Source organism: Lysinibacillus sp. YS11 (assembly GCF_002896375.1).
Classification (GTDB): domain Bacteria; phylum Bacillota; class Bacilli; order Bacillales_A; family Planococcaceae; genus Lysinibacillus; species Lysinibacillus capsici.
Window position 1 is genome coordinate 4015777 of sequence record NZ_CP026007.1, and the last position, 22287, is coordinate 4038063.

A 22287-nucleotide genomic window follows, 5' to 3' on the forward strand; every position below is an offset into this window, starting at 1 on the left:
TATAATTTCTTGTGCATTCATTTAGTTTACTACATACAACACTTTACCAGCAATTGTTGCAGTTGAGATACTTCATTAAGCCATAAATTCAGAAGGAAATAAATCAAAAAAAGCCCTAAAAACCTCTCAGGGCTTTTAGGGCTTTTGCTATTATTCCCACTCAATCGTTGCTGGTGGCTTAGATGTAATATCATACAGCACGCGGTTCACGTGTTTTACTTCGTTTACAAGGCGGACGGAGATTTTCTCTAGTACATCCCAAGGAATACGTGCCCAGTCAGAAGTCATACCGTCGATAGATGTAACGGCACGGATACCGATTGCATAGTCATACGTACGAGCATCGCCCATTACACCTACTGAACGGATATCAGGTAACACTGTAAAATATTGCCAAATATCACGATCAAGGCCAGCTTTTGCGATTTCTTCACGTAGAATGAAATCAGATTCGCGAACGATTTCTAATTTTTCTTCTGTTACTTCACCAAGCACACGGATACCTAATCCAGGACCTGGGAACGGTTGACGCCAAACAATTTTTTCGTCTAGTCCAAGCTCTAAGCCTAGCGCACGTACTTCATCTTTAAATAAAGTTTTCAGTGGCTCAATTAGTTGGAATTGCATATCTTCAGGAAGACCACCAACATTATGGTGTGATTTGATTGTTTGTGCAGTTGAAGTACCAGATTCAATAATATCTGTGTAAAGAGTTCCTTGTGCTAAGAAATCCATACCTTCAAGCTTAGATGCCTCTTCATCAAATACATAAATGAATTCATTACCGATAATTTTACGTTTTTTCTCTGGATCAGAAACCCCAGCAAGTTTGTCCATGAATCGTTTACGTGCATCAATTTTAATAAGATTCATGTCAAAGTCTTCTGTGAATGTTTTCATTACTTGTTCAACTTCGCCTTTACGGTTTAAGTTGTGGTCTACGAACATACAAGTTAATTGATCGCCTATTGCTTTATGGATTAACACCGCTACCACTGATGAGTCTACACCACCAGAAAGTGCACATAATACTTTTTTATCGCCAACGATTTCACGAATTTTTGCAATTTCAAGCTCAATGAAGTTTGCCATTGACCAATCGCCTTTCGCTTCACAGATGTCGAATACGAATTGACGTAATAGATCATTACCATATACAGAGTGACGTACTTCTGGATGGAATTGTACAGCATATAGTTTACGTTCAACGTTTGCCATTGCAGCAATCGGACAAGATGCACTAGTTGCGATGACTTCAAATCCAGCTGGAACTTCTGTTACATGGTCACCATGGCTCATCCAAACGATTTGTTCTGTAGGTAATTCACCAAATAATTTGTTTGGTGTTGTTACTTGAATTTCGGCTTTACCATACTCGCGTGTTTCAGCACCTTCAACTTTACCGCCGTTTGTATGGGCCATTAATTGCATACCATAGCAAATACCTAAAATCGGTAAACCTAATTCGAAGATAGCTGGATCCACATGAAAGGCATTTTCATCATAAACAGAGTTTGGACCACCTGAGAAAATAATACCTGTTGCGTTCATATCTTTAATTTCTTCTGCAGTTACCGTATGTGGATGTAATTCACTGAAAACACCAAATTCACGAATACGACGTGTAATTAATTGGTTAAATTGGCTACCGAAGTCTAGTACAACGATTTTTTCTTGCTCTTTTAATAAAGGGCTAGCTGTCAAAATTTCCACCTCTTCTATTATTTTTAAAGGATTTTTCATGTGTTCAAAGAAAAACGCGAAGAAAGTAAAAAAACTTTCTACGCGTTCATAAGCTCTAGAATATTGATAAAGGCGAATGCGTAGCAAAGTAAAGTGATTTACTATACTTTTCACCTAACGAAAACATCCGCCTTCATAGAGAAATCATTTAAGGTGATTTCGTAGAAACATCCGAACCCTATTATCGAACTTATATGAAAGCAATCCTTGCATTTAATTTTTTTCATTTTACTCTTTGTCTACGTTAAAATCAACTGATAGTGCGATTGATTAAATATTCCCAACTTTCTTTCAGCTTCACAAAATCAACATCTTCTTTGTCTTTCCCATAAATATGTTGCTCGTAAACTACCGTCAGCTTTTGCATTTCATCTGTTTCTAATGCTGAATCTACACGCTCTGCGAATGCACTTAACGTTTCTCCATCTTTTCTCCGCAAACCAATACGGGATAATTGCTTCAGTAAAACATGGTAGGAAGAATCGAAATTTGACCAATCCGCTACTTTTTTACGGTATGCTCGAACATGCATCTTAGGAATCCACGTTTTACGCTGTAAGAATAAAGAAATACCTGTGATTATTAATAATACAACAATTATCACCCAAACATAGGCAAACTTTTTCATCCATAACCACATTGCATCAAAGCTAAATGTTGATTTTGTCTGTTCCTTCTCGGTTACCTGTTCTTGTGGTTGTGGCTGCTCGGGTTTTCGTTCTGGCTGCGCCACTTCCTCCTCATCAGACGTATCTAACGGAATATCATAATCGATGTTAACATTCCCAGAAAAGCCGATTGTAGGCTCAAACTCCATCCATCCCGTTCCAGGTATAAAAGCTTCTACCCATGAGTGCGCATTGTCATTCGTGATGCGATATTCGCGTAATCCATCTGACACAGGTCCTGCAGTTCCAGGTGCAAAGCCTTTCACCCATCGAGCTGGGATTCCTACTGAGCGTAAAAGTACCACCATTGAAGTGGAGAAATTATCACAATATCCAACTTTTGTATCGAACAAAAATTGATCGACATAATCCTGATTTTCACCAGGAATGGCAGCTTGCGTTTTATCGTACTTAAAACCATTTGTTCTAAAATAACTTTCTACAGCCTTAATTTGTTCATAAACCGTATCTTTCTTTTGCGTTATTTCAGACGCTAAGTCCCTTACACGCTGAGGAAGTTGGTTAGGTAACTGCAAAAATCGATCAAAGGAAGAATCCATTGTTTCAAGTGTTGCTGGATATGACAATTGGAGCTGCTCCATACTATAAACAGGCTCACTATAAGACAATGAATAGTTTGATAATGATTTCGATTCCCCTACCTGTTGTTCTATATTCATTTTTTCAGTCTGCTCATCTTGAATAAATAAAGTGGAATCTTGAGCCGAAACAGAAAGCATACCATATGTTTGAATTAAAAATGGCATTGGAACAGCAATATCTAATTGAATCTGACGTTCACTTTCGGGCGGCCCTACTTGTAAAGAAGTCAGAATGGGTGTATTTGACTCATAAACATTTTTCCCAAAGTTCCCCTCTGAAACAATCCAACCTTTTGACGTATACGTATCTTTTGTTTCAATACGCCAATAATGACGATCACGGGAAGAGGCAGTGAATATTAAAGTATTATCTCCTTGGAACGGACCACCTAACTGACTATCATCCTGGCTATAACCAACTGATTTTTGACCATTTCCATTTCCGTCTTGTCCAGTAACCCCTTGGATAAACGGCACCGGATCTGCCCATGTTGGCCCAGTCTTTGGTAAAAAGTATGCTACAGAACTAACGAGTAATACAGATACTAGCATGGGAATAACAATTTTCCATTTCTCCATTACCGTACTTGTAGTTTCTACTTGAAGCCATAGGCGCTTGACAAAAAGAACACCTGTCATGATTAATCCTAAAACAACAACTTTTACAATTGCCGCTTTACCGTCATAGTCACTAAATGTATCCAAAGTAGCAATAAAGAATACGGTCATGGCAAAGAAGTAGAATATATTTTTTCGCACCGAAACCCAATGGTGAATTAAATAGACCAGCATCCAAATCAATACAAGAAATAACACTGTTCTGAAAACATCTGAAACCTGTCCAAAGTCACCTGTTAGAATCGTGGCCATGTTCCCTCTCCATTCAGCCAATAAAAAAGGCAATGTATCACCAGATAATACAGGACTAGGGCTATAGATAAAAACGACAAACCAGGTAATATAACCAAACTTCACTAATCCTGATAATAAAGGATGTACGCGGAAAAGACTTAGCGCTAAAGACATACCGATAAACACTAAGAAAAGATGCATCCCACCTGTATTCGTTAATTGCATAATGGGAATAAGCCATTCACGCAAAATGAAAAATACAATAACATAAGCTATGGCTAATTCTAAAAATTCTCCTAATGATTGCTTCACGGTCTTATCACCTCCGTGAATAAATGATAGAAATCTGCTGGATTTACATAAATAACTTGTATATGTTTATACCGCATCGCAAGCTCAGATTGCACTGGTTGCTGCTTTGCCACTACAAAACAAATACAGCTTTTCACTATATTCGCAAGAGTATGTAGGAATTCATCTGAAACATCACTTGTCACATAAAGCAGTGTTGCAACTTGTTTAAAGGCTTGTTGGTCATGAAATCGAAACTTGACATTCTCTGTAGGTTTTATCGCAGCTAAATGATACATGACTTGATCTAAATGCTTGTCACCCTGTATAGCTGGGAATACTTTCGTCATTGCTCCAGCAGAAATAAATGATAAATCTCCTCGTTCCTGAACGATCATTTGTAGCATTGAAGCTACTAACTCTACTTTTTCTTCAAACATCGAGGATTTTGTAGCGTCTAGCACTAACATTAGTTCAGATGATTGTCGATCCTCAAATTCCTTAGACTGTAACTTTTGTGTACGTGCAAATGATTTCCAATGAATCCACGAAAAACGATCTCCTGGAACGTACTCTCGTAATCCAACAGCCATCGATGTGTCCTTCACAATAGAGTATGGAGACATCATCAAGCCAACATCATATTTTGTTTGAAGCGCAGCATATTTCATCTCTTGTACTCTTGGGTAAACTAAAATAGTTTGGTCCTTTTCTGCTACGACAACCTTTTTAGCCCAGCCAAAAAAATCATAGAAAACAATTGTAACACCTAGGTAACGATGTTCACCACGTGGCATATTTTCCAATTCATATTGCCAGCTAAAGGTTTTTTTAAATCCAACGAACTTAATGGCATTCGCATTTTGTATTTTAGCTTGCACTAATCCCTCACTATCCACAAGTTCCTCCATTACGATATAGGCAAATGGAAAACGTGTTTTACGTTCTATCGTAATAAGCACCTTCGCTGATTGACCTCGTTCTATATGAATCGGGTCAATCTTGCGTTCGATTAGTAAAATATCTTCTCTAACGACAAAGAAAATGAATGCATATACTAAAAATGGGCTAACCGTAAAAAATACAAACCAGCTCACAAACCCACCTTGGAACATTGCATAACAAAATGTTATGATCATCAAGAAAGCGATTAATAGGAAATGTTTACTTTTTTCTACAAAAGCTTTCCATTGCCTCATTGTTCTGCAAACCTCTTTGTCGGAACTGGTGTTTTAGCAATGATCCGCTGGATAATTTCGTCTGCTGTCACGTTATCATAGCGTGCATCTGGTTTTAAAACTAAACGATGATTAAAAACAAATGGCACTAAATATTGAACATCATCAGGGGTAACATAGCTTCGTCCTTTTAAAAATGCGTAAGCTTGAGAAGCTTTCATTAGCGCTATTGTGGCACGTGGACTCACACCTAAATAGACATAATTATTTTCTCTTGTTAGGGTAGCAAGCTCCACCATATAATTTTTAACAGAATCTTCTACATACACACCTTGAACAAGTTCCTGTAATTCGATTAATTGCGCTACCGATAATACTGCTTCGATTTTTTCAATGGCTTTACCATTCTCAGCTCTTCGTAAAATTTCAACCTCTTGCCCCCTAGATGGATAGCCCATTTTTATCTTTAAGAGAAATCGATCTAGTTGTGCTTCAGGTAAAGGATAGGTACCTTCATGTTCAATCGGGTTTTGTGTAGCCATCACAAAAAATGGCTGATTGATCATCAGCGTTTTCCCATCAATTGTAACAGAAGCCTCTTCCATCCCCTCTAACAACGCTGATTGAGTTTTCGGTGACGTTCGGTTAATTTCATCGGCTAATACAACATCCCCCATAATTGGCCCTGGACGAAATTCAAACTCCATTGTTTTGGGATTATAAATAGAAATACCGACTACATCTGATGGCAATAGATCTGGCGTAAATTGAATACGCTTAAATTGTGCATCAAACGATTTTGCAAGTGCTCGCACCATCATTGTCTTTCCTACTCCAGGTACATCCTCCAATAAAACATGTCCCCTTGCTAATAATGCGACAATACTGAGCTCAGCAACTTCTCTTTTACCAATCATTACCTTTTCTATATTTTCTAAAACATTCTGTATTTGAGCATTCATTAATCGAAAAGCCTCCCATTCCATCAAGCAATTGTGTGAATTGCAAGCAAACTTAATCTAAGCATAGCGAAATCTGTCTTGTAAAACAATTATCTGAAACTTCTACTTCCTACGAACATTCATAAAAAAGGCTTGTTTGATAACATCCAAACAAGCCTAATCCTTATTATATAACGTCATTAACCATTAGAATGTTACAAATTCAATCTTTTTAACCATATTTCTTCTAAAGATGTAGAATTTTCTTGCAAGAAAATTTCAGATATCGCCCCTGAAATGATAATTTCACCTTCATGTAAAACTAATACATCATCTGCTATTTCTTCAGCAAAAGATAGCAAATGAGTAGAGAAGATAACGGTATTGCCTTTTTTCTTCTCCTCCAACATCATGTTTTTCAACTGTGCTATCCAAAAGGGATCTAGACCATTCGTTGGCTCATCTAAAATTAACAATGACCCGTTACCAAGTAAGCTCTGGGCTAGGTTTAGCCGTTGGAGCATCCCTTTGGAAAAGTGTTTAGCTCTTTGCTTCCGAACATCCCACAAGGAAACACGCTTCAGTACATTCTCTTGCTCATATTTATCTACTTGTTTTAAAGATGCCAACAGCTCTAATATTTCAGCTGCAGTTAGCATAGTTGGAAAGTTTACATCATCAGGCATAAAACGGATTGTTTGTGGTTGATGCCATATTATTTCACCAGATTGCTGTTTCTCTTGACCCGTTAACAAACGAATCAAAGTACTCTTTCCAGCCCCGTTTCCTCCAACCAATGCAAGAATTCGACCAGCTTGCAGCTGAAAGGAGGCTTCTTTTAATCCTCTATCATTTTCATAAACCTTAGCTACATTTTTTCCCTCTAACAGAATCATCGCCGCTCCCCCTCCTTTAACAGCTTCGTAGCAAGCATTAACGGTAGTACAATCCAGAGTATTGTTATTATTCCATACCCCACCTGACCAAGCGGTGATAAGTAAAACCTCGTTACATCATAAAAGGCTGGACCAAGCACACTAGCTTGATTACTAAATATAAAATAGCCGAAGCGCAGCCATTCTACTGGATTAATATGTATCGTTATGATGATGAGCTTTTGTAAAAGATGCCCTGAAACAACTGCACCTATCGCCATTAAAGCATAAGAAATGAGCAATAAAAGAAAGGACCATACTACAAGTGATAATGCAAGTGCAAATAATCTTGTTTTTGCAAATACCCCTAGCAAGATTCCTAAAGACACAAAGATAATAATACATAATAGCGTAAGAATAACTAAAACAATTGGTAACCGTACCCCACCTAGTAACCCACCTACGGTTAATACAAAACCAAATGCCACTACTATTACTAATAAAAACGCAAGTACCGTAGCTACATATTTGCCTGTAATATATTGCTTCCGCTTCATAGGGTATGTTTTTAATAACGATAACCAACCTGATTCTATATCACCAGCTATACTCATACTACCAATGGTGAGGATAAATAGCGGCAGCAGAAATAATAACACACTTAAAAATGATGCAGTTTGACGTGTAAAGCCTTCAATATCTGGTAAAGCCATTTGTTGAATGACGACTATGGCAACGAAAACAAACGCAAACAGAAAGGCTACTAGTTGCATCCATCGACTTCTTAAAATCTGCTTCAGCTCTATTTTTACAAACATCACTCATGAATCCCCCAATTCAATGTCAGCAAATCACGATAGGCAAATAGTTGACCTTCTTCTTCATCATTCATCCATTCTTTGGCTTCGTCTTTTGTAGCAAATGCAATAACACCATAGTTCATCGGCGTCCAATAATTTTTGTTGTACACATAAATCGCTTTATAAACGTCAATCCATTCATTCGTTGCTTTATTTTTAATATAGGCTGCTCCCACTTCACCATCGCCATTTAGCTCAATGTAATCCATTAAGCATCCAATATCATCAAAAATCTCATAGTCTCCATTTTTCAAAACAATTTGCCCTGCGTATTCATTATGAACAATACTCATATTACAAACTTCACAAACATCTGTTTCACTATTAATTTCACGTGGAAGGTATGTTTTTTCACCACAGCCTACTAAAATAACGCCACATATAATTACTATCATTATCCATCTAGTCACACTCGTATCCCCCTTTTCCAAAGCCATAAACTTCCCATAAACACGATAAAACCAATCACTAATTGTAAGATATTGAATGAAAACTCTATCTCTTTCATATTGCTCAGTAATTTTGGTTCATTATCTACCAGTAGATTTCGTTCTGTTTTATTAATCTGTTGATCTAGTGACGTCAGGATAACAACGCTTGGTGATGCCACAAAAAATTGATAAACCGGCTGTCTCACCATCCATTGTCCAAAACTTGACACAGCCACATATGGAACATCTCCAAAACCATCACCTGTAACATCTAGCCCTGTATAATCATCATAAAAATTATGAATTAAACGTAACCCCCGATTGTCTGACCTTGCTGTTAATATATTGCCTGTAAACTGATTATCCATAATGATCGAACGCTCATCGACTTTTGTACCTTCTAATGCAGTTTGATTCATCTGAAAGCGATTTTCTTGTATTTGAATCACTGAACTCTTCTGCAACGCTACCCCTACACGATTATGTAGAAAGCTATTTTCTCTTACCATTGCCTCCTGTGTGTCATACATCATAAGTCCATAACTATTGAAGCCATTATGAGCACTAATTGTATTACTACTTATTTCTAAATTAGTAGTCATCATCACCATAAGACCTGTAACATTCTGTAAATATGTATTGAACAACACCTTCACATTACTTGAATACATAAAATGTGTTCCATAACGGCTATTTGTTACCTTGTTTCGCTGTACATCTATTCGCGTCCCTTCTTCAACATATATACCATCCTGGACTTGTTCGATCGTATTTTGATCGATCACGACATCTTCACTTTTAAAAATCGCAATTCCATTTCCTTTTTCAGCAAAGTGAGATTCATTTCCAATGATCCTATTTTCTAAAATTCGAATATGCCTTGATTGTTGAAGATGTATACCAACTCGGATATCTTTTAGTTCAATAGCTCTTAGCTCTAAATTATCCGCCTCATTAGCAACAATTCCTTTATTTTTTGCTGTTATTCTTATATTTTCTATAGAAACATTCGATACATGTTCAATTTTTAATACAGGTTCATCATTTTGAGCATAAAGCTCAGTCCCTTTTTGTCCGTACAGTTTGATCGGTTTCTTCACCGTGAAATTCCCTTGGTAACGACCAGCAGGAATATGAATACTATCTCCAGCTTTTGCTTGATCGATAGCATATTGAATATCAAATTCTGCATACGCCGTTTGACTTGTCATGAGAAAAAATAAAAAGAACAACATGATTTGCTTCATCACTTTCCACCTCCTCATTCAGCAAGAAAAGACTAGAGGATTTCCCCTAGTCTATGATTTAATGACCGTGCCCTTCTTGATTCATCTCATTCGAATGCATAGAACCGGATGCATCTTTTTCATCCTCAGCCTTTTTTTTGCATCATTTTCTTACGTCTCTCCAATGCATCATCTTTAATTTTTTGTAGTTCCTCCACATAAGCTTTCGAATTTTCTTGCATATATTTATCTGCTTCAGCCTTGTCCACGAAATAAATATAGCCCCAGTTCATCGGAGATTTCAGCTCTGTTTTTATAATTGTTACATCTTCAATCTTTGCCCAATCTTTCGACACAAAATCACGTACAAATTTTTCGTTTTTTTCTTCATTAGCAACCTCTGCATTTAATAAACAGCCAATATCGTCATAAAAAGCGATTGTTCCATCTTCTTTTATTGCCTGTGCTGAAAATACACCCATATCATGGTCTTTCATATAAACTTTCATATTACACATTCCACAAGTTGTCTCTTCTTCTGGCTCTTGTAACCGTGTATCTACTAATGAAGCAACTTGCACGGTTTCTGATTCATTTTTCGTAACTTCTTGCTCAATTTCCGTTTCTTCTACCTGTTTCTTTTCGCTACCACAAGCTGCAAGTACAAATAATAATATTAGTGCAGGTAACCATAATTTTTTCACAACTTTATCCTCCAAGTTTAGTTTTTTGTTGCCATCTCCTACACTACAGATTAGTTGTGAAATTAGTTAAAAATCGCTGTGAAGAAATGGAAAAATTACCTTGAACATTCCATGAACATCTTCACTTCAAATATTTTGAATTTAGTACTTTCATTTACTTCCCCTCAAAAATAAAAACTCTCCACACTGATGTGGAGAGTTTGGCTTATATGGAAGAACGGTAACTATTGAGACGCTTCTTTTGTTTGTTTAAACGACTGAGCTTTAATGCCGTCTCATTTAATTCACGGCGAATTTCCAAATCACTAGCGCTATCTATATGGATAGGTGTAATCGGTTGCTGCTGTTGTGAATTAACAGAAATAGTTGTTGAATTGTACGTCTTCTCTTTATTTTTTTGTAATCTATTCCGAAATTGCTTTTGTGGATTTTGCCCAAAGTTATGGCTGAGATCACCAGCATGTAAATACTGTTGTTCCTGCCGAAAAACACTACTTGTCGTTGCACTCACTCTAGAAGTCCTCATAAAAAGTTACCCTCCCCTACATTTTATTATCCTTATAGGTAATTATATCGACATTATATGCTGACAATTAACAACATAGAACCATAATACATAAAAAAAGAGCGAAAAGAGCTATTTTTAAAAGTGAAACCACTTTCTTTATAACCCTTTTCGCTCATCTTACTTCCAAAAATCATCAAATATTGTAATTGGCATATGACGTTTATGTTGGGAACGCAAATAATACCCTTCTAATCTTTGGCGAGGTTCTTCTGGAATTTCTTTCCCCTCTAAATAATCATCTATTTGATCATACGACACACCTAGCGCCACTTCGTCTGGCAATGAGGGACGATCTTCTTCTAAGTCTGCTGTAGGCACCTTTTTATAAAGATGCTCAGGGCATTGAAGTTCTGCTAACAATTGCTTTCCTTGTCGTTTATTTAAACGGAAGATTGGCATTAAGTCTGCTCCACCATCACCAAACTTTGTATAGAAGCCTGTAATAGCTTCCGCAGCATGATCTGTTCCTAATACAACCGCTCCATTCATTGCAGCAATTGAATATTGGACCTTCATACGCTCACGAGCCTTTTCATTCCCTTTCACAAAGTCATTCAGCTCAACCCCCGCATTTGTTAGAGCTCTCACACTAGCATCCACTGCGTCTTTTATATTTACTGTATAAACCTTCGTTGGCTTTATATAATCAATGGCATCTTGGCAATCCTGTTCATCAGCTTGTACGCCATATGGTAATCGTACAGCGAAAAACGAATACTTCATTTCTCCCTCTTCTGCATTTAATTCATCAATAGCCAACTGCGCTAGTTTTCCTGTTAATGTTGAATCTTGACCACCAGAAATACCAAGAACAAAACCTTTTACAAAACTATAGCGTTTTGCATATTCCTTTAAAAAATCAATTGATTTACGTATTTCCCTCTGTACATCAATGTTAGGCAGTACACGTAATTCCTCAATAATTTGTTGCTGTAAAGTCATTGCACCCGTCACTCCTTTTTACATTCGTTTAACCATCGCATGCACTTCTTCAATATTACGCATCTTATTATCCCAGCATTTTTGACTGAGATCGACCGGATATTCTTCAGGATTCATCGCACGCTTATATTCATCCCACAACAGCTCTAAATTCTCCGCCGCGTAATCACGCATTTCCTCTAATGTAGGGTTTTGATAATTGATCGCTCCATTTTTAATAACATGCTGATGTAAATTTTTTGCTTCAAAATTTGTGACAAACTTTGAGACAAACGTATGAATCGGATGGAACATTTTGATACGTTCCTCATCTTGAGGATTTTCATCGTGCATTGTGATGTAGTCTCCTTCTGCCTTTCCATTCTTTTTATCGATAATACGATAGACATTTTTCAAGCCTGGCGTTGATACCTTTTCCGCATTAGCTGAGATTTTTATTGTATCTTCAAGTTGCCCTTCGCTATTCTCGATAGCCACCATTTTATATACTGCACCTAACGCAGGCTGGTCGTAAGCTGTAATAAGCTTTGTACCAATTCCCCAAACATCCACTTTTGCTCCTTGAGCTTTTAAATTTAAGATGGTGTATTCATCTAAATCGTTTGAGACAATGATTTTGGCATCATGGAAGCCTGCAGCATCCAACATACGACGAGCTTCTTTTGATAAGAAAGCAATATCGCCGCTATCTAAGCGTATGCCAATAAAGTTAATTTTGTCTCCTAGCTCTTTAGCTACTTTAATTGCAGTTGGCACCCCTGATTTCAATGTATTATAAGTATCTACCAAAAACACACAATCGCGATGACGTTTTGCATAAGCATGGAATGCATCGTAATCATTTTTATAAGCTTGTACTAATGCATGGGCATGTGTACCAGAGACAGGAATTTTAAAAAGTTTACCTGCTCGAACATTACTTGTGGAAGCAAAACCACCGATAAACGCGGCACGTGTTCCCCAAATAGCAGCATCCATCTCTTGTGCACGCCTTGTACCAAATTCCATCGCCACTTCATTTTTAATAATTTGCTTGATACGGCTAGCCTTTGTAGCAATTAATGTTTGATAGTTAACAATATTAAGTAAGGCTGTTTCAATTAGCTGCGCCTCTACTAATGGAGCTTCAATTCGGACGATTGGTTCATTAGCGAAAACCAGTTCCCCTTCTACCATGGAATACATTTCTCCAGTAAATCGGATGTTCTTTAAATACTGGATAAAGTCATCTTTATAACCTACTTCATCACGTAAATACGCAATATCCGATTCACTAAAATGAAAATCACGTAGATAATCAAGCATTCGCTCTAACCCAGCAAATATGGCATAGCCATTACCAAAAGGTAATTTTCTAAAATACAATTCAAAAACCGCTTTTTTATTATGTATGCCATCCGCCCAGTAGGATTCTGCCATATTGATTTGATATAAGTCTGTGTGTAGCGCTAAGCTATCATCTGCATAGTTCGATCTCAAAAGAAACCCCTTCTTCCGCTTTGATAATTAGTCCTAGTATACACTATATACCCAAATTCTTGCGTATTACATTCCCTCTTGCAGATGTTAGGTTTTCTAACATAAATAGTCAGAAAATTTAGAACTGTACACATTTTAGACACAAATTTTAGTACCGCTTTCATTCCCTTTATAAAAACCTTTTTTCTAAAATACTTCGAGACTAGAAATATTCTATGTAAACTAACCTTACATAGAATTCAAAAAAACAATTGCACTGTTTTTAATACCGTTTTAACATGTAAATTAAATTTACGCAAGGAGCTGGTACTCATGAAAAAAATTGAAGCAATCATTCGTCCTGAAGTTTTTGGAGCTGTTCGGGATGGTCTTGCACAGGAAGGAATTGCAGGGTTAAGCGTTTCTGAAATCGCTGGTTGTGGTCGTCAGCTAGGTCGAACAGGACTCTTCCGCGGCAATACGTATGAAATTGAATTTTTACCTAAATTAAAATTAGAAATGATTGTAGACGATGGCAAAGTTGATGCCATTGTAGAGATTTTATTGCGTGAAGCAGCAACCGGTAAAGTTGGGGACGGGAAGATTTTCATTTATCCAGTAGAACAAGCAATTCGTATCCGAACAAAAGAAGTCGGATCGATTGCAGTAGAATAAAGGGGGCGATATAGATGGATGAAGTACTATTATCTGTTAATTTAATTTGGGTGATGCTTGGCACTATTTTAGTATTCTTTATGCATGCAGGTTTTGCTATGGTTGAGGCTGGATTTACCCGCTCAAAAAATGCAGTCAATATCATCATGAAGAATTTTCTTACCATTTCTCTTGGTGGAATCGTCTATTTTTTATGTGGCTATGCCATTATGTTCGGAGACTCAGTAGGTGGCATTTTCGGCACAAGTGGCTTTGCTTTAAAAGGAGTAGATGATCTTTCTTTCTTTATCTTCCAAACGATGTTTGCTGCAACTGGAGCAACTATTTTATCGGGGGCTGTTGCAGAACGTACTAATATTTTCGCTTATGTTGGAGTTATTATACTTATGTCTTTAGTTGTTTATCCTGTAGTAGGCCACTGGGTTTGGAGTGGTCAAGGTTGGTTAACAGATTTAGGTTTTGTTGATTTTGCTGGCTCGACAGTTGTCCACTTAACAGGGGCTGTTGCAGCATTTGTCGCAGCAGTTATGGTCGGACCTCGACTAGGCAAATATGAAAATGGGCGAGTAAATGTTATTACAGGACACAGCATTCCATTAGGTGCATTAGGCGTATTTTTACTTTGGTTTGGTTGGTTCGGCTTCAATGGCGCTTCTACATTAGCAGCTGATCCAGAGCTAGTTCCTAGTGTTATTGCTAATACGTTTTTTGCAGCTGCAGCTGGTGTCGTTGCCACTGCTTTCTATACAAAATTTCGATACGGACATATCGATGGCTCTCTTACATTAAATGGTGCATTAGCTGGGCTTGTAGGGATTACTGCTGGTGCAGCGAATGTCAGCATTTTTGGCTCACTTATCATTGGTTTAATTGCTGCCCCTTTACTTGTGGAAGGTGTACGCTTCCTAGAGTGGAAGCTAAAAGTTGATGATCCTGTTGGAGCAATTGCTGTTCATGGTATTTGTGGTATTTGGGGAACACTGGCAGTTGGCCTCTTTGACATTGGTGGGCAAGGCTTATTTTATGGTGGGGGTTTTGGTCTATTAGGTATTCAAGCAATCGGCGTTATTGCAACTATTGCTTGGGTTAGTGTATCTGTAGCTGCAGGTTTATTGATCATCAAAGCATTTGTCCCATTACGCGTAACAGCTGAAGAAGAAATTGCTGGATTAGATGTAATGGAACACGGAACGCCTGCCTACGAATACCAAGATATTTTCAAAAGCTCCGCTGTGCGAGGCGAAACCTTCGCTCATCGTTTAACACATTTCGGTAAAACGCAGAACAATGTTCAAGAAGAACAACATGTATAGCTATTTCATCTGCTCCTTTATCTTTGGATAATGGGGCAGATTTCTTTTGGTGCACTCCTACATGTGAAACTGTTCGTTTACAGAGAAAGAAGATTACTTTGTTTGAAGTGATCTAATCCATAGAAAAAGCGCTCTTTCCATTATTTCGCAAGAGACTAACATTTACCGCTTCACTCGTTCTATTCCTTCTCTAACTCAAGTAAAAATTGTTTCATAGCTAAGCCACTTCTGAAGCCTGTTAATTGGCCATTTTTGCCAATGACGCGATGACATGGAATGATCGCTAGAATTGGGTTCGCTCCTATAGCAGTCCCTACCGCTCTAACTGCTTTGGGGTTACCAATGCGTTGAGCAATATTTCCATAAGTTGTTGTTGTACCATAGGGTAATTCTTTTAGTGCATCCCAAACTGCTAATTGAAATGCTGTCCCTTTTACATGGATTGGAAGGTCAAATTCAATAAGTTCCTTCTTAAAATAGGCTGTTAATTGCTCTTTATATGGTAGCAATTTTTCCGAATTCTCTTCAAAACAATATCCTTTGAACGGTTTTTTAGCCCACTCCTTCACTTCATCGAATGCTGCATTTGGTGTACCTATATAAACAAGTCCTTCGTCTGAAGCCACAACATACATATCACCTTGTGCATATGTCAAAGTATCGAAATACAATATTTCCATTTCCAAATCCCCTTCTTTCTTTTTTCAACACCATCTTCCATCATTTCATGCTACAGTTATTTTACTGACTAAAGCAAAGGAGTTTCAATAGATGAATATGTTATATGAGCCTGCGATTCACTTTCAACAAGTTCATTTTTCAGTAAATGACAAAATGATATTAAAGTCAATTACTGGATCATTTCCAAAAGGACAAATCACGACTCTCGTTGGCCCCTCTGGCGCTGGTAAAACAACGTTACTTAAATTATGTAATGGCCTTCTTTCACCATCAAATGGGCATATACTCGTTGATAATCAACCTATTTCTACATATGATCCAACAGCTTTAAGAAGGCATGTTGGTATTGCTTTACAGGCAGCTCCTATGATAGGAGGTACAGTGTTAAAGAATCTTGCACTCCCTCGTACACTGCAAGGACAAAAACTTTCGGACCGGGAGGCTATTCAATATTTAGAGGACGTTGGGTTAAACGAAAGCTTCTTGCATCAATCTACAAATGATCTATCAGGCGGACAACGTCAAAAGGTATCCATCGCTCGAACACTTATCAATCAATCCTCTATTTTATTATTAGACGAAATAACGTCAGCCTTGGATCGTCAATCCGTACAGGATATTGAAAAATTGATTGTCACCATTAACAAAAAATACAATGTCACTATGATTTGGATTACTCATAATTTACAACAAGCATTAACGATTGGTCACTATACATGGGTTATGATGAATGGGGAGCTCGTGGAAACCGGTAAAAGTTCTTTACTCAATGCACCAACAAATCCACGTGTTGCCGAGTTTGTACAGGGGGTAAACAAATGACCTATACAGCCTTATCACTGACATTAATTTTTGTTTGTATTCCTTTACTCTTATCCAAAATATTAAAGTTAGACCTTGAAAAAGATACGCTCATTGCAACATTACGCTCCATCATTCAATTGCTTGCTGTCGGCTATATATTAAAATTTGTCTTTGACGCAAATAGTTATAGCTATATTTTCCTCATGGTAGCACTAATGATTATCGTTGCCACGTTAAATGCCCGAAAAGAAGGAACAGGCATAAGAGGAATAACCTGGAAAATAGCACTAACTCTTGTCATGATAGAAATAATTACACAAGGTGTCTTGCTAGGCTTTCATATTGTTCCAGCAACTGCTCAATATATCATTCCCATTAGCGGGATGTTAATCGGTAATTCAATGGTGCTATCCATTTTATTCTTAAATCGTTTTACGGCTGAAATTATTAACCATAAGGACCAGATGGAACTAATACTATCCCTAGGTGGCACACCAAAACAGGCTATTCATCGTCAATTAATTAATGCCATAAAAGCTAGTATGATTCCTACTATCGAGAGTCAAAAAACAATCGGACTAGTACAGCTACCAGGTATGATGAGTGGTCAAATTATCGGAGGAGCTGACCCTATTCAGGCAGTCCAATTTCAACTTTTAATTATCTTTGCTCTCTTAACAACTGCAACATTATCCAGTGTTATGATTGGTTTTTTAAGTTATCCTGCGTTATTTAATGAACGTATGCAAATACTTGAAATGAAATAATTGTTAGGCTGAATGTAATATAGTTTAAAAAATTTATGTTATACTAAAAAGAAAATGCAGTTAGGAGAATGACCATGTTATTACGCGATTTTTTCATCCATTTATCTGAGAACCAACTATTAAATAGTGCTGCAAAGAAATATGGCCTAAAATTAGGAGCACAAAGTGTAGTAGCTGGTACAAATATCGAAGAAACAATTGCAAGCATCAAAGAGCTAAATGCACATAATATTTCTTGTACTGTAGATAACCTAGGTGAATTTGTTTCAAGTAAAGAAGAAGCGACTGCTGCTAAAGAAAAAATCCTTACTGTGATCGAAGCTATTCACGAAAATGGTGTAGCTGCACATATTTCATTAAAACCATCTCAATTAGGTTTAGATATTGATGTTGATTTTTGTTATGACAATCTGTATGAGATTGTAGAAAAAGCCGCTTCATATGATATCTTTGTAAACTTTGATATGGAAGACTATGGACGCCTACAAACTTCCTTTGATATGGTGGAAGAACTATCTAAAACATTTGATAATGTTGGTACTGTCATCCAATCATACTTTTACCGTGCAAAAGATGATATTGAAAAATTCAAGGACTACCGTTTACGTATCGTAAAAGGTGCTTATAAAGAGCCAGTTGAAGTAGCCTATCAAGACAAATTAGATATTGATTTAAACTTTATTGAGTTGATTGAATATCACCTACTAAACGGTAAATTTACATCAATCGCAACACATGATCACAATATCATTGCACACGTAAAACGCTTTGTAGCCGATCATAATATCCCACTTGATAAATTTGAATTCCAAATGCTATATGGTTTCCGTACAGATATGCAAAAAGAGCTTGCAAAAGAAGGCTATAACTTCTGTGTGTACGTTCCATTCGGTGAAGATTGGTACGGCTATTTCATGCGCCGTTTAGCTGAGCGTCCTCAAAACCTTAATCTTGTCACAAAACAAGTATTTACGAAAAAAACGAATACTGTTCTTGCAGTAGCAGCAGGTGCATTCGTTCTTGGTCGTTTAACTAAACGCAACAAGTAAAAAAGAGAACCTTTTCGCTTATGATGCGATAAGGTTCTCCTTTTATTTATTCCATCCTTTTTCTTTAAAGCGTGCAATGGCCTCAATTCGATTGCCAACGTTCAGTTTTTCTAAGATCGTTGAAATATAGTTACGAACAGTACCAGCAGACAAAAACAGCTCAGCAGCAATTTCCTTTGTCGTCTTACCCTCTGCCACAAGTGTCAGTACTTGGCTCTCTCGCTCCGTTAAAGGATTTTCACTATCATCTTCATAGACAAAATCAACGAGCTCTGGTGCATAAATACGTTTACCATCCATTATTGTACGGATTGCGCTCACTAACTCCTCTATAGGGCTATCCTTTAATAAGTAGCCTCTGACACTCGCTTTTCTAGCACGTTCGAAATAACCCGGTCTAGCAAATGTAGTTAAAATAATGACTTTACAATCTGAACCAGTACTATGCATTTCCTCTGCTGCGTCTAGTCCAGTTTTCACTGGCATTTCAATATCCATAATACAAATATCAGGTTGATGCTCTTCCACAAGCATCAATGCTTCCTCACCATTTTTTGCTAAGCCAACAACCTCCATATCCTCCTCCATACTAAGTAAAGAGCGAAGTGCGCCTAATAGCATCCCCTGATCTTCAGCAATCACAATTCGTATCATGTCACAATCCTCTTTTCTATATGTTCTTCAGATTGTCTTTGACATTCTGATGTGTAATAGCTACTGGGATAGTTACCGTTAATGTGGTGCCCTCAACACTTTCAATTTTGAAGGACCCATTAATAAACTCTAAACGTTCCCGCATTCCCTTCAATCCATTACCAGTTCTCCAGGCTTGTTTTTTCGTAATGCCCTGTCCGTTATCTCGCACTACTAAGTAAACTTCTTTAAAATTTTGATGGAAAGCAATTTCACATTTTGTTGCTCCACTATGTTTGACAACATTATTAACCGCCTCTTTTAAGCACATAGATAAAACATTCTCTACAAGCGGTGGAACTTGCAGTGCATTTTTATCACCCTCAAAGACAAACTCCATTTCAGCCGCCTTTAGTATTTGTGAAATACGCATGATCTCATCTTCGAATTTTGCCGTGCGCATATCTGAAACTAATTCCCGAACCTCTTTTAAGGCAATACTAGCTGTCTGGCGTATATCCTTAATCTCAATCAAGGCTTGCTGGGGATCTCGTTCAATCAGCCTAGAAGCTAGATCACTCTTCAAACCAATCATGGACAATTTTTGTCCTAATGTATCATGCAAATCTCGAGCTATTCTTTGTCGTTCCTCAAAAACAATTAACTCAGCAATACGTTCATTGGCTGTTTCTAACTGTCCCTCTAAATTTTCACGTTTATTTTTGGAATAAAGCGTTAGCGGTAAAAGGACGACAGCTAAAATAGTTAATACAACGAATGGCAACTGTGATAAAAATAGGTTGAGCTCTACAAAGAATCCAGCACCAGTTGAAATAACTGTAAATCCAATATGTAGACCATACATAATATAAAAGCCGACGGGTCTTCGGATATTCCCAATAAAAAATGCTGTAAAAATGGACAAATAGACATAGCCATATAATATAGTCATAATGATGTTTATGACCATTTCAAAGCTAATCCACATATAAACTAAACCGCTTTTCGAATTCATGGCAAATCGATAGAAGATAAAATAGAGCATTAAAAATGTAATGCCTATCGATATTTCGATGTAAGACGATTTCCTAAAAATGAAGAAAAACGGTAGGAAACAAAAAATTATCCACAAATATACACTGAGCATCGGACTATTCGGAATAATACTATGCCATTTCCTCAACATAATCTCACGCTCTTTCCTACTTTTCCCTTATTATAACAAGAAAATTAAATTTATGCCTGTACATGCTTTGACCCATATTCCTCTCTTTACATAAAACAGCCATCTCTCTTGCAGAGATGGCTGTTATCAACTAAGCGGCAATACTGCCTCTTTCTTTACGCTTTATAATTTCATTTACCTCTTTAAACGTCACAAATTTACCTTGATCCTCATCATATAACTTATAACGTAGTGATTCTAAACTCGTACGTAGAGTAATCGTTGTTGCCATGTGTAATGGCGGTGTCTCATTGTGTGCCTTTTCAAGATTATAATTAGGTACACGAGGAGCTAAGTGATGAACATGATGGAAACCAATATTCCCTGTTACCCATTGTAAAAGTTTTGGCAATTTATAATAGGAGCTTCCTTCAACTGCAGCTTTCACATAATCCCACTCAGAATCATGCTCAAAATAAGAATCTTCATACGTGTGCTGGATGTAAAATAACCAAATTCCTAAAGAACCTGCAATAAATAAAGTAACGCCTTGCACTAATAAAAACGCTTGCCAGCCCATGAAGAAAATTAAACCGGCACAAATTCCCACAATGACAATATTCGTTAAAATTGTATTGAGACGTTCCTTTTTCTTCGCATCCTTACGATTAAAACGATTTAAGACAAGAACCATATAAAGTGGGCCTAATCCAAACATCACAAATGGATTACGATAGAAGCGGTACCATAGACGTTGCCCTTTTGAGGCTTGCATATATTCTTCAACTGTCATCATATCAATATCACCGATACCACGCTTGTCTAAGTTTGAGCTTGTTGCATGGTGAATTGTATGCTCACGTTTCCATTTTTCATAAGGGAATGATGTTAGCACCCCAGTAAAAAATCCAACCCAGTCGTTTGCCTTTTTACTTTTGAAAAATGAACCGTGTGTACAATCATGAAAAATAATAAAAGTTCGTACGACAAAACCTGCTGAAATGGCACTTAAGCCAACTGTTAGCCAAGGTGATACATCCACTAACAAGTAACCAGCCACCCATAATGCAATTAACGGTACAATTGTATTTATAATCTGAAAAACACTTTTACGCGTATCCGATTTAGCAAATGGCGCTACATCTTGACGTAACTTTTTCGTTTTTTCTTTAATTGTTGCCATCTTCTACTCCCTCGTTTCCTTTTCCTTATGAGCTCATCATAAAACAAGAGTACAAGTCAGTAACAGACGCAAACATCACAAAAAGGATATGACATTTGTCATATCCTTTTATGATTTCGGTCCAGTCAAATGAAGTTGGTAGAACACAAGGTCTAGCCATTGTTCAAATTTATAGCCTGCATTTTTGATTGTGCCTGCATATTCAAATCCTAATTTTTCATGTGCTTTAATACTACCAATGTTTTCTCCATCAATACCTGCGACAAGCGTTTTCACACCATTTTCTTCAGCAATCGCGATCAACTTGTGTATGAGCTTTGTCGCAATCCCTTTTTGATAATGCTCTTTATGCACATAGACAGAGTGCTCCATTGTAAATTTATAACCTGGATAAGGACGAAATTGACTATAGCTAGCAAAGCCAGCGACAAGCCCATTATCCTCAAATACAAGCAAAGGATTACCTAATGCTTGTTGCTCCTTAAACCACTGTACTTTTTCATCTAAAGTTTGTATATCGTATCGATAGACAGCCTTGCTTGTTAAAATTATATCATTATAGATGTCCAAAACCCCAGGTATATCTTTTTCTTCCATGAATCGTATCATTCTGCTCACTTCCCTTAACCAAATCATTATCATCTACAATGAAACAGAGATAGATAGTCAATGAATGGA

At 37.3% G+C, this 22287-nt stretch carries 22 protein-coding genes and 1 riboswitch; of the genes, 5 read left to right on the forward strand and 17 right to left on the reverse strand.

Annotated elements, in window-relative coordinates; translation table 11 throughout:
* Positions 1–150: 150 nt before the first annotated feature.
* The 12 genes from guaA to LBYS11_RS20205 all read right to left on the reverse strand — a co-directional run bounded on the left by guaA (position 151) and on the right by LBYS11_RS20205 (position 13360).
* On the reverse strand, positions 151–1704 hold the full coding sequence (guaA, locus tag LBYS11_RS20150; protein WP_036076059.1) for a glutamine-hydrolyzing GMP synthase: 1554 nt from the start codon (positions 1702–1704) through the stop codon (positions 151–153).
* A 155-nt stretch (positions 1705–1859) separates the two neighbouring features.
* A riboswitch (purine riboswitch) is annotated at positions 1860–1961 on the reverse strand.
* Between the two features lie 32 nt (positions 1962–1993).
* The gene (locus LBYS11_RS20155; protein ID WP_066038120.1) at positions 1994–4177 is read right to left on the reverse strand and encodes a DUF4129 domain-containing transglutaminase family protein; all 2184 of its coding nucleotides are present in this window, start codon (positions 4175–4177) and stop codon (positions 1994–1996) included.
* Complete coding sequence (locus LBYS11_RS20160) at positions 4174–5355, reverse strand: DUF58 domain-containing protein (protein ID WP_103118862.1); 1182 nt, start codon at positions 5353–5355, stop codon at positions 4174–4176. The genes LBYS11_RS20155 and LBYS11_RS20160 overlap by 4 nt, the downstream gene beginning before the upstream one ends.
* Positions 5352–6296: an AAA family ATPase gene (locus LBYS11_RS20165; protein ID WP_048395021.1), complete on the reverse strand. Its 945-nt coding sequence runs from the start codon at positions 6294–6296 to the stop codon at positions 5352–5354. The genes LBYS11_RS20160 and LBYS11_RS20165 overlap by 4 nt, the downstream gene beginning before the upstream one ends.
* Before the next feature lie 194 nt (positions 6297–6490).
* On the reverse strand, positions 6491–7171 hold the full coding sequence (locus tag LBYS11_RS20170; RefSeq protein ID WP_103118863.1) for an ABC transporter ATP-binding protein: 681 nt from the start codon (positions 7169–7171) through the stop codon (positions 6491–6493).
* Positions 7168–7968 carry an ABC transporter permease gene (locus LBYS11_RS20175; protein WP_054548854.1) on the reverse strand — a complete coding sequence of 267 codons (801 nt, stop codon included), beginning with the start codon at positions 7966–7968 and terminating at the stop codon, positions 7168–7170. Before LBYS11_RS20175 ends, LBYS11_RS20170 begins: the two co-directional genes overlap by 4 nt.
* Positions 7968–8420, reverse strand: a complete 453-nt coding sequence (locus tag LBYS11_RS20180; protein ID WP_231595734.1) for a nitrous oxide reductase accessory protein NosL — start codon at positions 8418–8420, stop codon at positions 7968–7970. Before LBYS11_RS20180 ends, LBYS11_RS20175 begins: the two co-directional genes overlap by 1 nt.
* Positions 8417–9688 (reverse strand): right-handed parallel beta-helix repeat-containing protein, encoded by a 1272-nt coding sequence (locus tag LBYS11_RS20185; protein ID WP_233732216.1) that lies wholly within the window; start codon positions 9686–9688, stop codon positions 8417–8419. The genes LBYS11_RS20180 and LBYS11_RS20185 overlap by 4 nt, the downstream gene beginning before the upstream one ends.
* A gap of 125 nt (positions 9689–9813) precedes the next feature.
* Entirely contained in the window at positions 9814–10371 is a 558-nt protein-coding gene (locus tag LBYS11_RS20190; protein ID WP_233732220.1) for a hypothetical protein, read from the reverse strand.
* Between the two features lie 205 nt (positions 10372–10576).
* Complete coding sequence (locus tag LBYS11_RS20195) at positions 10577–10897, reverse strand: hypothetical protein (protein WP_048395004.1); 321 nt, start codon at positions 10895–10897, stop codon at positions 10577–10579.
* Between the two features lie 159 nt (positions 10898–11056).
* A complete protein-coding gene (gene nadE, locus LBYS11_RS20200; protein ID WP_048395002.1) occupies positions 11057–11881 on the reverse strand; it encodes an ammonia-dependent NAD(+) synthetase in 825 nt (274 codons plus the stop codon).
* An 18-nt stretch (positions 11882–11899) separates the two neighbouring features.
* Positions 11900–13360 carry a nicotinate phosphoribosyltransferase gene (locus LBYS11_RS20205; RefSeq protein ID WP_103118865.1) on the reverse strand — a complete coding sequence of 487 codons (1461 nt, stop codon included), beginning with the start codon at positions 13358–13360 and terminating at the stop codon, positions 11900–11902.
* A gap of 312 nt (positions 13361–13672) precedes the next feature.
* Here LBYS11_RS20205 and LBYS11_RS20210 point away from each other — a divergent pair, with 312 nt between their 5' ends.
* Positions 13673–14014, forward strand: coding sequence for a P-II family nitrogen regulator (locus tag LBYS11_RS20210; protein WP_016995352.1), 342 nt, complete (start codon positions 13673–13675; stop codon positions 14012–14014).
* Between the two features lie 14 nt (positions 14015–14028).
* The gene (locus LBYS11_RS20215; protein WP_016995351.1) at positions 14029–15327 is read left to right on the forward strand and encodes an ammonium transporter; all 1299 of its coding nucleotides are present in this window, start codon (positions 14029–14031) and stop codon (positions 15325–15327) included.
* 179 nt (positions 15328–15506) lie between these two features.
* Here the strand turns inward: LBYS11_RS20215 and LBYS11_RS20220 are convergent, their stop codons facing one another.
* Positions 15507–16007 carry a methylated-DNA--[protein]-cysteine S-methyltransferase gene (locus LBYS11_RS20220; RefSeq protein WP_103118866.1) on the reverse strand — a complete coding sequence of 167 codons (501 nt, stop codon included), beginning with the start codon at positions 16005–16007 and terminating at the stop codon, positions 15507–15509.
* A gap of 91 nt (positions 16008–16098) precedes the next feature.
* Here LBYS11_RS20220 and LBYS11_RS20225 point away from each other — a divergent pair, with 91 nt between their 5' ends.
* The 3 genes from LBYS11_RS20225 to LBYS11_RS20235 all read left to right on the forward strand — a co-directional run bounded on the left by LBYS11_RS20225 (position 16099) and on the right by LBYS11_RS20235 (position 18628).
* The gene (locus LBYS11_RS20225) at positions 16099–16830 is read left to right on the forward strand and encodes an ABC transporter ATP-binding protein (RefSeq protein WP_103118867.1); all 732 of its coding nucleotides are present in this window, start codon (positions 16099–16101) and stop codon (positions 16828–16830) included.
* Positions 16827–17579 carry an ABC transporter permease gene (gene fetB / locus LBYS11_RS20230; protein ID WP_103118868.1) on the forward strand — a complete coding sequence of 251 codons (753 nt, stop codon included), beginning with the start codon at positions 16827–16829 and terminating at the stop codon, positions 17577–17579. Before LBYS11_RS20225 ends, fetB begins: the two co-directional genes overlap by 4 nt.
* Positions 17580–17653: 74 nt before the next feature.
* Positions 17654–18628: a proline dehydrogenase family protein gene (locus tag LBYS11_RS20235; protein ID WP_036076039.1), complete on the forward strand. Its 975-nt coding sequence runs from the start codon at positions 17654–17656 to the stop codon at positions 18626–18628.
* 42 nt (positions 18629–18670) lie between these two features.
* On the opposite strand, the gene LBYS11_RS20240 is transcribed toward LBYS11_RS20235, so the two are convergent.
* The 4 genes from LBYS11_RS20240 to LBYS11_RS20255 all read right to left on the reverse strand — a co-directional run bounded on the left by LBYS11_RS20240 (position 18671) and on the right by LBYS11_RS20255 (position 22218).
* A complete protein-coding gene (locus tag LBYS11_RS20240; protein ID WP_016993691.1) occupies positions 18671–19282 on the reverse strand; it encodes a response regulator transcription factor in 612 nt (203 codons plus the stop codon).
* Positions 19283–19298: 16 nt separating this feature from the next.
* Positions 19299–20306 carry a sensor histidine kinase gene (locus LBYS11_RS20245; RefSeq protein WP_004224458.1) on the reverse strand — a complete coding sequence of 336 codons (1008 nt, stop codon included), beginning with the start codon at positions 20304–20306 and terminating at the stop codon, positions 19299–19301.
* 271 nt (positions 20307–20577) lie between these two features.
* Positions 20578–21609 carry a Delta(5) desaturase DesA gene (locus tag LBYS11_RS20250; RefSeq protein WP_103118869.1) on the reverse strand — a complete coding sequence of 344 codons (1032 nt, stop codon included), beginning with the start codon at positions 21607–21609 and terminating at the stop codon, positions 20578–20580.
* A gap of 108 nt (positions 21610–21717) precedes the next feature.
* Positions 21718–22218, reverse strand: coding sequence for a GNAT family N-acetyltransferase (locus LBYS11_RS20255; RefSeq protein WP_103118870.1), 501 nt, complete (start codon positions 22216–22218; stop codon positions 21718–21720).
* Between the last annotated feature and the right edge of the window lie 69 nt (positions 22219–22287).